General features: G+C 64.0%; 11 protein-coding genes. 7 read left to right on the plus strand and 4 right to left on the minus strand.

Annotated features, from left to right (window positions below):
- Nucleotides 1-29: 29 nt before the first annotated feature.
- Both xerC and VNK82_09690 read right to left on the minus strand, forming a co-directional pair.
- Nucleotides 30-953 carry a tyrosine recombinase XerC gene (gene xerC / locus VNK82_09685; protein ID HXE91220.1) on the minus strand — a complete coding sequence of 308 codons (924 nt, stop codon included), beginning with the start codon at nt 951-953 and terminating at the stop codon, nt 30-32.
- A complete protein-coding gene (locus VNK82_09690) occupies nt 950-1909 on the minus strand; it encodes a tyrosine recombinase (protein ID HXE91221.1) in 960 nt (319 codons plus the stop codon). Before VNK82_09690 ends, xerC begins: the two co-directional genes overlap by 4 nt.
- A gap of 170 nt (nt 1910-2079) precedes the next feature.
- On the opposite strand from VNK82_09690, the gene VNK82_09695 reads away from it, so the two are divergent.
- The 4 genes from VNK82_09695 (at nt 2080) to VNK82_09710 (ending at nt 8546) form a co-directional block, all read left to right on the plus strand.
- A complete protein-coding gene (locus VNK82_09695; GenBank protein ID HXE91222.1) occupies nt 2080-3606 on the plus strand; it encodes a pitrilysin family protein in 1527 nt (508 codons plus the stop codon).
- A 26-nt stretch (nt 3607-3632) separates the two neighbouring features.
- Nucleotides 3633-5765: a pitrilysin family protein gene (locus tag VNK82_09700; GenBank protein ID HXE91223.1), complete on the plus strand. Its 2133-nt coding sequence runs from the start codon at nt 3633-3635 to the stop codon at nt 5763-5765.
- Between the two features lie 112 nt (nt 5766-5877).
- Nucleotides 5878-6891: a radical SAM protein gene (locus tag VNK82_09705; GenBank protein HXE91224.1), complete on the plus strand. Its 1014-nt coding sequence runs from the start codon at nt 5878-5880 to the stop codon at nt 6889-6891.
- Between the two features lie 26 nt (nt 6892-6917).
- Nucleotides 6918-8546, plus strand: a complete 1629-nt coding sequence (locus tag VNK82_09710) for a M3 family metallopeptidase (protein HXE91225.1) — start codon at nt 6918-6920, stop codon at nt 8544-8546.
- Here VNK82_09710 and VNK82_09715 read toward each other — a convergent pair.
- Both VNK82_09715 and VNK82_09720 read right to left on the minus strand, forming a co-directional pair.
- Entirely contained in the window at nt 8476-9576 is a 1101-nt protein-coding gene (locus tag VNK82_09715; GenBank protein HXE91226.1) for an aromatic ring-hydroxylating dioxygenase subunit alpha, read from the minus strand. The genes VNK82_09710 and VNK82_09715 overlap by 71 nt on opposite strands.
- Nucleotides 9577-9584: 8 nt before the next feature.
- Nucleotides 9585-9998, minus strand: coding sequence for a DUF4870 domain-containing protein (locus VNK82_09720; protein ID HXE91227.1), 414 nt, complete (start codon nt 9996-9998; stop codon nt 9585-9587).
- 129 nt (nt 9999-10127) lie between these two features.
- On the opposite strand from VNK82_09720, the gene VNK82_09725 reads away from it, so the two are divergent.
- The 3 genes from VNK82_09725 to VNK82_09735 all read left to right on the plus strand — a co-directional run bounded on the left by VNK82_09725 (nt 10128) and on the right by VNK82_09735 (nt 15018).
- Entirely contained in the window at nt 10128-11882 is a 1755-nt protein-coding gene (locus VNK82_09725) for a proline--tRNA ligase (GenBank protein ID HXE91228.1), read from the plus strand.
- Nucleotides 11883-11915: 33 nt separating this feature from the next.
- Nucleotides 11916-12257 (plus strand): hypothetical protein, encoded by a 342-nt coding sequence (locus VNK82_09730; GenBank protein HXE91229.1) that lies wholly within the window; start codon nt 11916-11918, stop codon nt 12255-12257.
- A gap of 97 nt (nt 12258-12354) precedes the next feature.
- A complete protein-coding gene (locus tag VNK82_09735) occupies nt 12355-15018 on the plus strand; it encodes a PBP1A family penicillin-binding protein (GenBank protein ID HXE91230.1) in 2664 nt (887 codons plus the stop codon).
- Nucleotides 15019-15024: the final 6 nt, after the last annotated feature.

The following is a 15024-nucleotide window of genomic DNA, read 5'->3' on the forward strand; positions in this document are numbered from 1 at the left end:
GAACTTTCGTGGACTTTGTGGTTAGACTCTTACTTTGCCCGGGGATGGGTGTCGTCGTACACCTTCAGCATGTGCTTGACGGAGAGCTGCGTGTAGCGCTGGGTGGTGGCGAGGCGCTCGTGGCCCAGCAGCTCCTGGATGGCGCGCAGGTCGGCGCCTTCTTCCAGCATGTGGGTGCCGAAGGCGTGGCGCAGCGTGTGCGGGTGAACGTCGGCGGAAAGACCGCGCGCCAGCGCGATACGTTTGACAATGCGGCCCACACTGCGTGTGGTGAGTCTTCCGCCGCGGCGATTCACCAGCAACGCGGAGCAGGAGCGCTTGAGCGCCGCCAGCCTCTCCCGCCGAACCGGCAGGTACGCGGCGAGCGCGGCGCGGGCCACCTCGCCGAACGGCACCAGTCGCTCCTTCTTCCCTTTGCCGCGCACCAGCAGAGCTTCGTTCGACCACTGCACATCTTCCAGATCGAGGCCGACCAGCTCAGAGTTGCGCAGTCCGCATCCGTACAGCAGCTCGAGGATCAAGTGGTCGCGCTCGGGGAAGGCGGTCTCGTTGGCCATGGGAGCGTCGAGCATGGAGTTCATTTCCTCGACCGTAGGGACGCGCGGCAGCTTCTTGGGCAGCCGCGGCGTCGAGACCAGCACGGCGGGATTCTGCTCCACCATGCCTTCACGCGCCATCCAGCGATAGAGCGAGCGCAGTGCGGCCAGGGCGCGCGCGACCGAGGTCTTGCTGAGTCCCCGGTGATAAAGGTGCGAGAGGAAGGCGCGGATGCGAAGATGGTCGATGGCGGGCCAGTCGGCATCCGGGCCAGCCCAGGCGGCAAAACGCCCCAGGTCCTGACGATAAGCGCGCAGCGTGTGCCGCGAGGCGCGGCGCTCGGATTCGAGCGCGCGGAGGAACTGGACAATGGCGCGCGGGACAGGACCGCGCGGGCTGGACTTTCTCTTGCTCATTCCTTTTCCTTCGCCACGGCGGTTTTGAATCGGGCACGCGCCCGCGGATGGTGGCTGCGGTAGACGTGCTTCAAGCGGTCGAGGGCCACGTGCGTATAGACCTGCGTGGTGGAGATGTCGGCGTGGCCCAGGATGGACTGCACGGTGCGCAGGTCGGCGCCGCCTTCCACCATGTGCGTAGCACAACTGTGACGCAACATGTGCGGGCTGGCACGGCGCCCGCCAGCGGACGAGGCGCGCACCATCTGCCACACGCGCTGGCGCGAAAGGCGACGGGCGCCGCGGGCAATGAACAGCAGCGGCGAGGCCTTGCCTGCGGCCAGCACGGAGCGGCCCTGATCGAGGTACAGGCGCAAGGCGTCGAGCGCGGGACGGCCCAGCGGCACGATGCGTTCCTTGTCTCCCTTGCCACGGACCAGCACGTAGCCGAGGTCGAGCTTGAGGTCTTCCTGACCGACGCCGATGATTTCCGAGACGCGCAACGCGCCTCCATAGAACATCTCCAGCATGGCGCGGTCGCGGAGCGTGAGGGCCTGCGCCAACGGCGTGTCTTCCGCCCGAGGCGGGCCGGCGAGAAGGGCTTTTACGTCGTCGCGCGCCAGCGACTTGGGCAGCACCTTCCACTGGCGCGGCGCATCGATGTTCAACGTTGGGTCGCGGGTGACATGGCGGTCCAGAAGCAAATAGCGGTAGAGATGGCGGAGGGTCGAAAGCTTGCGCGCCACCGACCGGCCATCTACGGCGAGCGAGAACAGGTGGTCAAGGAAGTCGCGGACGTCGGCACGGCGCGCGTGGGCAAGTCCGCGCTTCTTGCGAGCAAGGAACTCGCCGAACTGGGTGACATCGCGCGTGTAGGCCGCGATGCTCAGCCTCGCCAGTCCCTTCTCTACCCGCAGGTAGTCGGCAAAGCCGGCGAGCAGGCGCTGGTCCGGGGCGGAAAGGGCTGCGGCTCCCATAACCGAAGTATGCGCGTTATCAGACGCAGAAAGGAATAGCAATTCGGGTGCGGGATGGCCGACAGTTCGTCCCAGCGTGGTGTCCGAGTCGTTTGACACGGTTTTTCGCCGCCATTTAGCCTGTTGCTCCTACCGTTTCCCGTGGAAATTCCCGAACGTTCGGAGGTCGGATGAAACTTCAACGGCCCAAACTCATCGATCTGCTGACGGTGCTGCTGCTGGCTGCGCTGAGCGCGGCGGCGCAGGATGTTGCCTCCTTCGAGAAGCGCATCACGGTGAAGAAGCTGGAGAACGGCCTGACGGTGCTGATCTGCGAGCGTCCCGAAGCGCCCGTGTTCTCCTACTTCACCCACGTGGATGTGGGCGCCGTGCAGGAAGTGCCGGGCATCACCGGCCTGGCCCACATGTTCGAGCACATGGCCTTCAAGGGCACGGACAAGATCGGCACCAAGGATTACGCCAAAGAAAAAGCGGCCCTGGAGAAAGTGGAGCAGGCCTTTGCCGCCTATGATCGGGAGCGCCTGAAGCGCGTGGGCCGCGATGACGCCAAGGTCAAGGAACTGGAAAAAGCCTGGAAGGACGCCATCGCCGAGGCCAACCAGTACGCCTTACCGGACGAGTTCGAAGAGATCATCGAGCGCGAGGGCGGAGTGGGCGTCAACGCTTTCACGAACTGGGACGAGACCGGCTACTTCTACTCGCTGCCCGTGAACCGGCTCGAGCTGTGGGCCTATCTGGAGTCGGAGCGCTACCTGCATCCCGTGATGCGCGAGTTCTACAAAGAGCGCGACGTCGTCTTCGAGGAGCGCCGCATGCGCACCGACAGCCAGCCGGTGGGGAGGCTGGTGGAGCAGTTCCTGGCGGCTGCGTTCACGGCCCACGGGTATCACCGGCCGGTGGTCGGCTACGCCTCCGACCTGATGTCCTTCTCCGCCACCGATGCGGAGGAGTTCCGCCGCAAGTATTACGTTCCGGCGAACATGGTGGTGGCCGTGGTGGGTGACGTCAAAGCGGCGGAGGCTTTGCCCATCATCGAGAAATACTTCGGGAGGCTGCCCAACACACCCAAGCCTGAGCCGGTGCGCACCCAGGAGCCGCCACAGAACGCGGAGCGCACGGTCATCCTGCGCGACCAGGCGCAGCCGTTTTATCTGGAGGGCTACCACCGCCCGGATGTGCTGGATCCCGACGACGTCGTCTACGACGCCATCAGCGACATTCTTTCCAAGGGAAGAACGTCCCGCCTGTACCGCTCGCTGGTGCGGGATAAGAAAATCGCCGTGGCCGCCGCCGGCTTCAGTCCGTTCCCCGGAGCGAAGTACCCGCACCTGTTCGCATTCTTCGCGGTGCCCACGCCCGGACATACCAACCAGGAGTGCGCGGATGCCATCCACCAGGAGATCGAGCGCCTGAAGACCGAGGACGTGAGCGACGAAGAATTACAGAGCGTCAAGACGCGGGCCAAGGCCGACCTGATCCGGCAGCTCGACAGCAACCAGGGACTGGCGTTGCAACTGGCCACCTTCGAGCGCCGCTTCGGAGACTGGCGCGAGCTGTTCCGCCAGGTGGAGCGCATCGAAAAAGTGAGCAAAGCGGACATCCGCCGCGTGGCTAACGCGGTCTTTCGCGACACCAATCGCACCGTGGGGATGATTGAGACGGTGAAGCCGGCCGCCGCCCCGAAGGGAGGCCAGTAATGACTCAGCTCAGGCGACTCCGTTCCGTGACGGCGCTCCTGGCCCTCTGCCTGTGGGCCTGCGGGCACGCTGCCGGCCAGGCCACCGACTGGAAGCAGATCAGCCGGCCGCCGCTGCCTCCGTTCCATCCGCAGCAGCCGGTGCGCGTCGTACTGCCCAACGGCATGGTGATCTTCCTGCAGGAGGACCATGAACTGCCGCTCATCGAGGGCCAGGCTACAGTCCGCGGCGGCTCGCGCGAGGAGCCCGCGGCCAAGGTCGGCTTGGTCAGCATCTACGGCGAGGTCTGGCGCACGGGCGGCACCAAGTCCAAAACCGGCGACCAGCTCGATGACTTCCTGGAAGCGCGTGGCGCGCGCGTGGAGAGCGGAGATGGAGTGGACAGCACCAATCTCTCCTTCTCCTGCCTCAAGGGCGATTTCGACGACGTGTTCGCGATATTCACCGAGCTGCTGCAGCAGCCGGAGTTCCGAGAAGACAAGATCACACTGGCCAAGACGCAGGAGAACACGGCCATCGCGCGGCGCAATGACAACGTGCAGGGCATCGCCGGCCGCGAGGCCAGCAAGCTTGGCTATGGGGCGGAAAATCCCTACGCGCGCCACACCGAATATGCCACGGTAGCCGCGGTCACGCGGGACGACCTGCTGAACTGGCACAAGCAGTATGTCCATCCCAACAACATCATTCTGGGAATCGTCGGCGATTTCGATGCCAAAGCCATGGAAGCCAGGCTGCGCAAAGCCTTTGCCGCCTGGCCGAAAGGACCGCAGGCCAGGCCGGCTGCCATCGAGTACCAACCGGCCAAGCCGGGCGTGTATTTCGTCGCCAAGGACGATGTGAACCAGAGCGAGATCCGCATGGTCCACCTGGGCATCAGGCGCGACAACCCGGACTACTTCGCGGTCGAGGTGATGAACGAAGTGTTCGGCACCAGCGCACTGGCGCGGTTGTTCACCAGCATCCGCTCGCGCAAGGGCCTGGCCTATGCCGTCGGCGGAGGTGTGCGCAGCGCCTTCGACCATCCCGGGCTCTTCAGCATCACCATGAGCACCAAGAGCAACACCACGGTCGAGGCCATTCACGCTCTGTACGAGGAGATCGACAATTTCCTCGGACCCAGGCCGGCTACGGAGGAAGAGCTCAAGCGGGCCAAAGACGGCATCCTGAACTCCTTCGTCTTCAACTTCGATAGCAAGGGAAAAGTCCTGAGGGAGAGGATGCGGCTGGAATTCTACGGGTACCCCGCCGACTTCCTGGAGCGCTACCAGGCCGCAATCGAGAAGGTGACTGTGGACGATGTCAACCGCGTCGCCAGGAAATACATTCAGAAAGACAAGCTGGCGGTCCTGGTGGTAGGCAAAGCGGCGGACTTCGACAAGCCTCTGGCCAGCCTGGGAACCGTGACCGCGCTCGACGTCACCATACCGGAAGCCGGACCCAAGACGCCGGCGGTGGCGGGCTCGAACGCGGAGGGCAAGGCGTTGGCAGCCAAGGTGGTGCAGGCTTTGGGCGGGGCCGAGAAGCTGCGCGCCATCAAGGCAATCCGAAGAAAAGGGACCTCTATCAACAAGACGCCGCAGGGCGAGATGGCCTTCCGCGAGGAAGGCATCGTGGTGTACCCGGACCGCAGTTGGACGAAAGTCACTCTGCCCATGGGCGAGATGACCATTGTCATCTCACCCGAGGCGTCCTTCATGGCCATGGGAGGCATGCCTCCGCGGGAAGTTCCGGGCCCCATGAAGCAGGAGGGCGTCAGCGACATCAAGCGCGACCTGGTCTTCATCGCCCAGAATGTGGAAAACCCCAAGTTCGTCTTCGCGGCAGCGGGCACGGAGAAAATCGGGGAGACTGAAGCGGCCGTCCTGGAGATCAACGCCGACGGCACCCCCTTGCGCTGGTATGTCGATCCGCAGAGCGGCAGAGTGTTGCGAGCCGCCTACCGTGCGTCCAGCATGACCGGACCCGTGGACCGTGTTGAAGACTACTCCGACTGGCGCGAGGTCGACGGGCTGCGCGTGCCCTTTAAATCCAAGTCAACCGACAACGGCGCAGAGGTGGGCTCAAGCGAGAAGCTGGAACTGGAGGTTAATCCGGTCATCGATCCCAAGCTGTTCGAGAAACCAGCCGAAGCGGCTGCACAACAGCCTTCGAACTGAGGCTCCAAGCACCGGACGGCCCAGAAACCTGGGCCGTTTTTCTTTGCACGGGAATGGGCTTGACAGCCACGGAGGCCCGGCGTTACGTTAGGCGAACAAAAGGCGAAAAGTCATGACGCCTTCGGCCGCACTCCCGTTCCCTTCCCCGCAGGACCAGCCTCCGCGCCTGGTCGGCATCGCGCGGCTTGCCGCCGAAAGCAAGGCGCTTTCCGAAGGCCATCAGGTTGAGTACCGCACGCTCGATGCCCGCAGCTTGCTGAACCGCTGCGAATCGCCGCGCATGCCGTTTCGCTGGACCATCAATCCTTACCGCGGCTGCGAATTCGGCTGCCACTACTGTTATGCCCGCTACACCCACGAGTTCATGGAGCTGCGCGACGGCCGCGACTTCGAGCGCGTGATCTACGCCAAGCAGAACGCAGCCTGGATGCTGCGCCGCGACCTGCGGCAGGTAAGAGCGGGCGAGCTGATCGCCATCGGGACGGCCACCGATCCCTACCAGCCGGCGGAGCGACGCTACGGTGTGACGCGCTCCATCCTGGAAGAACTGGCGCAGCACCGCGGGCTGAATCTCAGCATGGTCACCAAGTCCAACCTGATCTTGCGGGATGTGGACCTGCTACGGCGCCTCAGCGAGCGCAACCGCTTCTCGGTCCTGCTGACGATAACCACTACGGATGCGACGCTGGCCCGTCTGCTTGAGCCGCGCGCACCGCGTCCCGATCTGCGCCTGGAGGCGGTTCGCGGGCTGGTCGAAGCCGGGATCGAGGCTGGCGTGATGTGCGCGCCCATCCTGCCGGGCATCACCGATTCACCGCAAAATCTGGAGAACGTGGTCCGCGCGGCAGCCAACGCCGGCGCACGCATGGTTGCGAACAATGCTCTGTTCCTCAAGCCGTGCTCCCTGCAGGTGTTCCTGCCGTTGGTCGAGGAGCACTTCCCTCACCTGGCCTCGCAGTACCGGCGGCTTTACGCCAAACGAGCGTACCTGCCGGACCACTACCGGCGCGAGACCTCACAACTCATGACCGGGCTGCGCCGAAGATATGGGGTCGACAAGCGGCGCGCGCAAAGCGTGGCGTACGCGCATGAGCGGATGACCGAGCAGCAACTGGGACTGTTCTGAGCGCCTGTGGTCTAATAGCCGCTCTCATGCCCGCCGGCACGTTCGTCCTGATCGCTATTCTGTCCGTTTCTTTGACGGCCCTCTCCCAGGACGACGCCCTGCTTCGCCAACTCGACGCCAGGGAAGAACAACTGGAGAAACTCTGGGCCGAGTACTGGACCACCGATCGGGAAATCACTCTGGGGAACGACAAGCTCTCGACCGTGCCCCTCCGGCAACGCATTCGCGACGTGCTCACCGAGCCGGAATTCCTGGCGAAGATGAGATCGGCTGAATTCCAGGACGCCACGCTGGAACGGCGCCGCCAGTTCTTCCTTCAGGAGGCGATTGAGGCCCAAATCGCTGCGGACACGGAGTTGGCGCAACTGGTGGAGGAGATCGAGCGCGACGAAAGCGCCCTCCGCTACCAGGTGGGCGAGCGCAAGCTGACCCGCGCCGAACTGAACAATATCATCGGCCACGAGCCCGATCGCGCCTTGCGCCGGACGGCCTGGGAGGCGCGAGCGCAGATCACGGCGCTGACAGGTGAACGCGTACGCAAGGCCATGAAGCTGCGCAACGCGCTGGCGCAGCGCCACGCCGGGCGGGCATTCACCGACTTCATGCTGGAGCGCAAGCAGACGGACCGCAAGGGGTTGATGGCGTGGTTCGAAGAGATCCGGCGTGAGACCGACGCCGACTATCAGCGCTTGCTCGAACGCATCCGCCGCGAGCTGAAGGTGGAGAAGGTCGAGCCCTGGGATTTGGAGTTCTACTTTTCCACCATCACCGGCGAGTTCGAGCAGAAGCTGCTACCGGCCGAAGAAGCCTGGCCGCGTATTCAGAAGCTGAGCCGGGCGCTGGGCTTCGATTTCGAGACGCTGGGCACGGACGTGGTGATTGCTGACATCACGTTTGGCGGCGGCACCTACCCTATCTACTACGGCAAGCAGGCGCGCATCGTAGTGAACAAGTACAAGGGCGTACGCTTCACCGACACGCTCTTGCACGAAGCCGGTCACGGACTGCACTTCACGCTGATGCGCGAGCCGTCTTTCCTGCTGCGCGCGAATTACGCCGAAGCCTATGGCGAGGGTCTCGGCCAGGTGATGGCTCTCCTGCTCTACCGCGACGAAATTGCCGGGCCGTACTTCGGGCTTTCTGCGGAGCAAGTACGCGCAATTCAGGAGCGTTACCGGCTGAAGTCCATCGTCGACATGCGGGAGACCATGGCGGCTTCCCTGTTCGAGTTTGCCGCCTACGCAAGTCCCAACCAGGACCTGGTCGCGCTCTACAACCGCATCTACTCCGAGTATCTCGGCGTGGATATGCACGGTACGGCGACTTGGGCGTTCGATCCGTTCTATTCGACGGGCCCCATCTACCTGCAAAGCTACGTGTTAGCCGAGATGGTCGGCCGGCAGATTCACCATGCCGTCGACCAGCGCTTTGGACGCAAGTGGGGGCTGGAAGCCGGCCGCTTCCTGCATGAGAAGTTCTTCATGCGCGGAGGCCGGTTGCCACTGGATGAAATCATGAAGGAAGGCACGGGTGAGCCGCTGACGGCGCGTTACCTGATTGAAGCGATGAAAGACCCGGGAGCGGCTAGCCGCGCTTCATCCATTCCGCATACAACCGATGGAAGTGGTGCACGCCTTTCTCCTGGCGGACGCTGAAGCGGCCGCGCTCGTAGCTGCGGGAGCGCAGGTTGCGCTGCACTTTCTCGCAGATATCTTCGTCCTCGAGCTGGATCTCGTGGCTGAAGCGCACGCCGGCCTGGGCAGCCTCGGTGTTCGTTAGTTCCGGAAGCACGTACCACTCGAAGATGGCCAGTGTTTCCTCCGCCGCCAGCGGCACAACGATATTCAGCGACACGTTGTCCGGATAGCAGTTCAGCATCCAGTTGGGAAAAATCCAGAAGTACTCGGCTGCGAGCCCGGCAGCGTCAGGGTAGCGGCGGGGCGCATCACGCTCGTTCTCCGGCCCGCGAATGGGACTGGATTGCCGCGAGTGGCGCGGGAAGGTCTCGGTGACGTACCGGCCGTAATCCAGCTCCCGGTTCAGGCCGGGATGGACGCTGGGCAGATGGTAGCCCTCCAGATAGTTGTCCACGTAGGTCTTCCAGTTGCACTGCATGACGTACTCACGCCGCTCGAAAAACCGCACGCGTTCGAGCGGAAAGCGTTCGGCCTGCCGCGGCAGATCCCCGAGCGCCGGCAGCAGCGGTTCGGCCGCGTCGTCGAGATTCACGAACACCCATGCCGCCCACTCTTCCACGCGCACCGGCCGGAGTCCGAAATCTTCCGCGCGGAAGTCTTGCGCTCCTTCGAATTCCGGCGCCGTGATCAGGCGGCCGTCCAAACCGTAGGTCCAGCCGTGGTAGGAGCAGCGGAAAACTTTGCGCGAGCCGCATCCTTCGGCAGGCGGCCCGGCGCGATGCCGGCAGACGTTGTAGAAAGCGCGCAGCCTCCCTTCCCCGTCGCGCACGACCAGCAGCGGCTCGCCCGCAACCTGGCACGTGAAATAGTCGCCCGGTCGTGCCACCTGCTGGCGGCATCCCGCCACCTGCCACGTGCGCCCGAAAAGGCACTGGTGCTCGTGCGTCAGCACGGATGGTTCCGTGTAAAGGCTGGCAGGGAGCGTCCAGGCGCGAATGATGTCGGGGTCGACGCTCAGGTCGGCGAAAAGATTCCGGTCGGAGGGCATGGACCTATTCAGAAACCGAGCATACCCCGCGCCATACGCCCGAGCACGGGGTACTCGGCCCACTCGCCCTTTCCCGCCTTGATGGCATACACGATGGCCAGGATCAGCATCGCTGCCCACCCCATCATGCCCAACAGCCAGGCGAGGGGAACCAGGGCGACGAACGCGGGCGGCGGCCCGGACATGCTGCCGCCCGCCGCGCCCAGGATGGCCACCGCCACGATGCCAACGAAGAAGACCACCCAGATGACCATGTAGACCAGCTGCAGGAACACCGCCTGCAAGGCATGGAAGGTTACGAAACGCGAGTCGCGCTTGACCAGCAGGATGATGAGCGGAGCGATGAAGGTGCCCACAATCTGCAGGGCATGGGCGAGCACGGCAAACGTGCGCTCATCCTGCGTGACGGGTGTGGCTTCCATTCCAGGCTCCTGCGATCCGGCGGACGCGGCGCGGGAGCCATTATACGCAGCCCGGCCCGCCAGCCCCGCTTCTGCTGGGGTCCATCCTTTAGAATGAACGATTCGATGGATTCGAAGGCAAGGAGCACAATGCAACGCTGGTCGCAACTGTTCATTCCCACGCTGCGCGAGGCCCCGGCGGACGCCGAGGTGGCCAGCCACAAGTTCCTGGTGCGCGCCGGCTACATCCGCCAGCTCGCCGCCGGCATCTACTCCTACCTCTTTCTGGGACAGCGGTCGCTGCTCAAGATCCAGGCCATCGTGCGCGAGGAGATGAACCGCATCGCGCAGGAGTTCTACCTGCCCGCCCTGAACCCGCGCGAGCTTTGGGAGGCATCCGGCCGCTGGACCTTGATGGGCGAAAACATGTTCCGGCTGAAGGACCGCAAGGGCGCCGACCTGTGCCTGGGCATGACCCATGAAGAGGTCATGACGGAAATCGCGCGCAAGGAACTGCGCAGCTACAAGCAACTGCCGCAGATCTGGTACCAGATCCAGACCAAGTTCCGTGACGAGCCGCGGCCCAAGTCAGGTCTGCTGCGGGTGCGCCAATTCATCATGAAAGATTCGTATTCCTTCGACCTGGATCCCGCCGGACTCGACGTGAGCTACCAGAAGCACTACGACGCCTACTGCGCCATCTTCGACCGCTGCGGACTGAAGTACATCGTGGTGGAGGCGCACTCCGGCGCCATGGGGGGTTCGCAGTCGCACGAATTCATGGTGATGACCGAAGCTGGTGAGGACATGGTGGCGAGCTGCGAGAAGTGCCGGTACGCGGCCAATCTGGAGAAGGCCACCTCGCGCCTGGACCCGGTCGAGGACCTGGCCCCCGAAGGCGACGGCAAGCCGCTTCCGGTCGAAACGCCCGGGATGAAGACCATCGACGACGTGGCCCGGTTCCTGGGGGTGTCTCCGAAACAGAAAATGAAGACCCTGGCCTACATGGCGGGCGACCTGAACGCCGGCAAGATCTACCCCCTGGTGGTTTTCGTCCGCGGTGATCACATGCTGAACGAGGCCAAGCTGGCGGCGGCCTTGCCCGCCAAAGATGCGCTCCGTCCCATGCATCCGGAAGAAATCGAGCAGATCTTCGGCTCACCGGCGGGATACCTGGGGCCCATCGGTACGGAGAAGATGTCGTACAACGGAGAGGCCGTCCGCGTGATGGTGGACGAAGCCTTGCGCGGCCGGAAAAATCTGGTCGCCGGCGCCAACCGCGAGAACTATCACCTGAAAAACGTCACGCCGGAGCGCGACTTCCCTGTACCGCAATGGGTCGACGTGCGCAGTGCCGAGGCGGGAGAAGGCTGTCCCAACTGCGGCCATCCCCTGCGCGTTTCCAAGGCGGTGGAGATCGGCCACATCTTCAAGCTCGGCTACAAGTACGCGGAATCGCTGGGAGCACGCGTCCTTGACCAGGAAGGCAAGGAGGTTACGCCCATCATGGGCAGCTACGGCATCGGCCTGGAGCGCATCCTGACTGCGGCCGTGGAACAGAGTCACGACGCGGATGGTTTCTGGCTGCCGCCGCAGATCGCTCCCTTCGAGATCATCGTCGTACCCACCAACGCGCGCGATAGCAAGCTGCTGGAAACGGCCGTGGCCGTGGCCGAGCAACTGGGGAAGGCCGGCTACGACGTCCTGCTCGACGACCGCGATGAGCGCCCCGGGATCAAGTTCAAGGACGCCGACCTCATCGGTGTTCCCTTCCGCGTCACTGTTGGCAAGAAAGTTTCCGAGGGCAAAGTGGAGGTGGCGCGGCGCTCGACACGTGAAACCCAGGATGCTACCATCGGCGCAGTTGCGGACACATTCCGGAACTTTTTCCCGCCCGGCCGTTGACTTCGAGCCGGTCGACTCCGGAGGCAGGACGCCATGAGATCGCTGAAGGCGCTGTTAGGGATCGTCGTCATCGTAGGCGGCGTCTACGTAGCTTTTAAGCTTATCCCGCCCTATTTCGCGAATTTCCAATTTGAAGACGCCATTGAGAGCGAGACCAGGCTGGGCGTGTACTCCAACAAGAGCGAGGCCGAGATCATTGAAAATGTCCTGAAGAAAGCCAAGGATCTCGACATCCCCCTGCGTGCGGAGCAGGTTCATGTGCAGCGCGAAGGGAGCGCCCTGGTCATCTGGGCGGAGTACACCGTACACGTGGATCTGCCGGGCTATCCCGTGGAATTGAAGTTCAGGCCGTCGACCAAGAACAAGCGCATTTAGACCGGCATCCTGGGCAGTTTCCCGACTGCAGCCTTTGCGGGTAACATGATGGAGCGCGCCCGGCCCCTGGGCGGGCGTGGACGCGCTCGCTGTATCGGTGGCCACTCGCACAAAAATACCGCCGCGTTCGAAACGCCGGGTCGGTTCGCGGACTTCCCGCGCCTTCGGCCGGATTCCCATCCCCCGCAGCCTCCCGGGCAGGATTCTCCTCTCCATCGCGGTTCTGGTCGCCGTAACCGGCTTGAGCCTGTTCATTTGGATCTACGTCAAGTACGACCGCATGGTGGACCGGCGCATGAGTGGCCAGATCTTCACCAACGCCTCCAAGATCTATGCCGCGCCCCGGCTGGTGCGCGTCGGCGACCGCCTGACGGCCCACGATGTGGCCAGTGAACTCCGCCGCGCCGGCTACACCTCCGAGGGCGAGAATTCCCCGGTACGCATGGGCAGCTACCGGATGCTCGGCGACAGCATCGAGATCCACCCCGGAGCGGAATCCTATTTCGCCGCCCAGCAGGGACGCATCTACTTCCGTGGCGGGCAGGTGTCGCGCATCGTGGTGACCCGCGGCGATTCTCGCAGCGATGCCGCCGCCTACGGCCTGGAGCCGGTGCTGGTCACCGCCTTGTTCGACAGTGAACAGCGCTCCAAGCGGCGCCTGGTGCAGTACGCGGAAATCCCCAGAGTGTTGCGGGACGCCGTGCTGGCCATCGAGGACCGCCGCTTCTTCGAGCATGGCGGGGTGAATTACTGGCGGCTGGCGCAGGCCGCGTTCATCGATGTGTGGGAAGGACATCGCCAGCAGGGCGGTTCCACGCTCACCATGCAGCTCTCCCGGCGTTTCTTTCTCACCCCGGAAAAGACCGTCAAGCGCAAGCTCACGGAGATCCTCATCACCTTTCTGCTCGAGCACCGCTTCACTAAGGAACAGATCTTCGAGCTCTACGCCAACGAGGTCTACATGGGGCAGCGCGGGTCGTTCGCCATCAACGGCTTCGGCGAGGCGGCGCGCTCCTACTTCAACAAAGACTTGCGCAGCCTGAACCTGCCGGAAGCTGCGCTGTTGGCGGGCCTGATCCAGCGTCCCAGCTATCTTTCTCCCTATAAGTATCCGGAGCGCGCGCAGGCGCGGCGCAACCTGGTGCTCGACGGCATGGTGGAAACCGGCGCCGTTACGCGCGAGGAAGCCGAGCGCGCCAAGGCGGCGCCCCTGAAGCTGGCGCCACCCAACGTGGAGGCCAGCGACGCTCCCTACTTCGTGGACCTGGTGAAGGATCAGTTGCTGGAGCGCTACAGCGAAAGCGACCTCAACGAGCGCGCCTTCCGCATCTACACCACGCTGGATCCGGAACTGCAGCGGTACGCCGCGGAGGCCGTCCAGCAGGGGCTGAAGGAAATCGACGCCGAACTCATCAAGAAGCGGACGCGCCGCGTCCCGGTGGGAAAGGGCAAGTTTGAAACACGCGTCCAGCCGGGTCCGATGCCGCAGGTGGCTCTGGTGGCTATGGACGCACACACCGGCGCCGTTCTGGCGCTGGTCGGCGGAAGGAACTACGGGACCAGCCAGTTGAATCACGTGGTCGCCAAGCGGCCGACCGGCTCCGTCTTCAAACCGTTTGTGTACGCGGCTGCGATCAACACCGCCGTGACCGGCCAGCAGCCGGTCGTGACCGCGGCTTCGCTCATCGACGACTCGCCGACTACTTTTCTTTACGGCGACCAGATCTACGAGCCGCGCAATTATCAGGAGAAGTACCACGGGATGGTCACCGCGCGCTACGCGTTGGCCCTTTCGCTGAACAACGCTACCGTCCGGCTGGCGGAGCAGATCGGCTATGACAAGGTGGCCGAACTGGCCCGTGCCGCCGGCATCAAGTCGGTAGTAGGCACGCCGGCCGCCGCCCTCGGAGCGTACGATGCCACGCCCCTGGAGATGGCGGGAGCCTACACTGTCTTCTCCAACCAGGGCGTTCACGTGACCCCGCGGCTGCTCAATGCGGTGCGCACGGGAACCGGCGAGCCCGTGGAAGAGTTTCAGTCCGAACGGAAGCCGGTACTGGACCCGCGCGTCGCCTATGTCATGACCAACATGATGGAGGTGGTCATCAACTCCGGCACTGCCGCTGGTGTACGCGCCCGCGGTTTCTCCGCCCCCGCGGCCGGCAAGACCGGCACGTCTCACGACGCCTGGTTTGCCGGTTACACCTCGGAGTTGCTTTGCATCGTCTGGGTCGGTTTCGACGACTACAGCGACCTTCGCATGAGTGGGGGAACCACCGCTGCGCCTATCTGGGCCGAGTTCATGAAGAAGGCGGTCCTTCACCCGCAGTACGGCCGCTCCCGCTCCTTCTCTCCGCCCACGGGCATCGTGGGCGTGCAGATCGACAAGGCCACGAATCTGCTGGCCACCCCAGCCTGCCCCGACACCTACTTCGCCACGTTTATCGCCGGCACCGAGCCGCAGGATACGTGCGAACACGGTTCCGGGCTGAAAGGCCTGGCCCAGCGGCTTCTGGGCCTCGATGGGCACCCGACGCCGCCGGCAGTGGTGTCTAATCCTGGGACTAGCCCGCCCGCGGGGGCTGGTTCGCAGCCCGCGGGACAGACGGCCGCAAGCGATGGAACGGTTCCCGCAAAGAAGAAGAGCTTTTTGGGAAGGGTTGTAGGCATTTTCAAGGACGAAAAAAAAGAAGCGCGCGCCGCTCCCGGCCAGCCGGAAACCCCACCCAGCCAGGGCGCCGGCAACCGCGCTCCGCAGTAGGAGGTA

Source organism: Terriglobales bacterium (assembly GCA_035573675.1).
In the GTDB taxonomy this organism is placed as follows: domain Bacteria; phylum Acidobacteriota; class Terriglobia; order Terriglobales; family Acidobacteriaceae; genus DATMAB01.

Excerpts from the sequence above, each read along its gene's own strand:
- xerC (HXE91220.1), bottom strand. The coding sequence starts at position 953 with ATGAGCAAGAGAAAGTCCAGCCCGCGCGGTCCTGTCCCGCGCGCCATT.
- VNK82_09710 (HXE91225.1), top strand. The coding sequence starts at position 6,918 with ATGCCCGCCGGCACGTTCGTCCTGATCGCTATTCTGTCCGTTTCTTTG.
- VNK82_09695 (HXE91222.1), top strand. The coding sequence starts at position 2,080 with ATGAAACTTCAACGGCCCAAACTCATCGATCTGCTGACGGTGCTGCTG.
- VNK82_09725 (HXE91228.1), top strand. The coding sequence starts at position 10,128 with ATGCAACGCTGGTCGCAACTGTTCATTCCCACGCTGCGCGAGGCCCCG.
- VNK82_09720 (HXE91227.1), bottom strand. The coding sequence starts at position 9,998 with ATGGAAGCCACACCCGTCACGCAGGATGAGCGCACGTTTGCCGTGCTC.
- VNK82_09730 (HXE91229.1), top strand. The coding sequence starts at position 11,916 with ATGAGATCGCTGAAGGCGCTGTTAGGGATCGTCGTCATCGTAGGCGGC.
- VNK82_09705 (HXE91224.1), top strand. The coding sequence starts at position 5,878 with ATGACGCCTTCGGCCGCACTCCCGTTCCCTTCCCCGCAGGACCAGCCT.
- VNK82_09715 (HXE91226.1), bottom strand. The coding sequence starts at position 9,576 with ATGCCCTCCGACCGGAATCTTTTCGCCGACCTGAGCGTCGACCCCGAC.
- VNK82_09690 (HXE91221.1), bottom strand. The coding sequence starts at position 1,909 with ATGGGAGCCGCAGCCCTTTCCGCCCCGGACCAGCGCCTGCTCGCCGGC.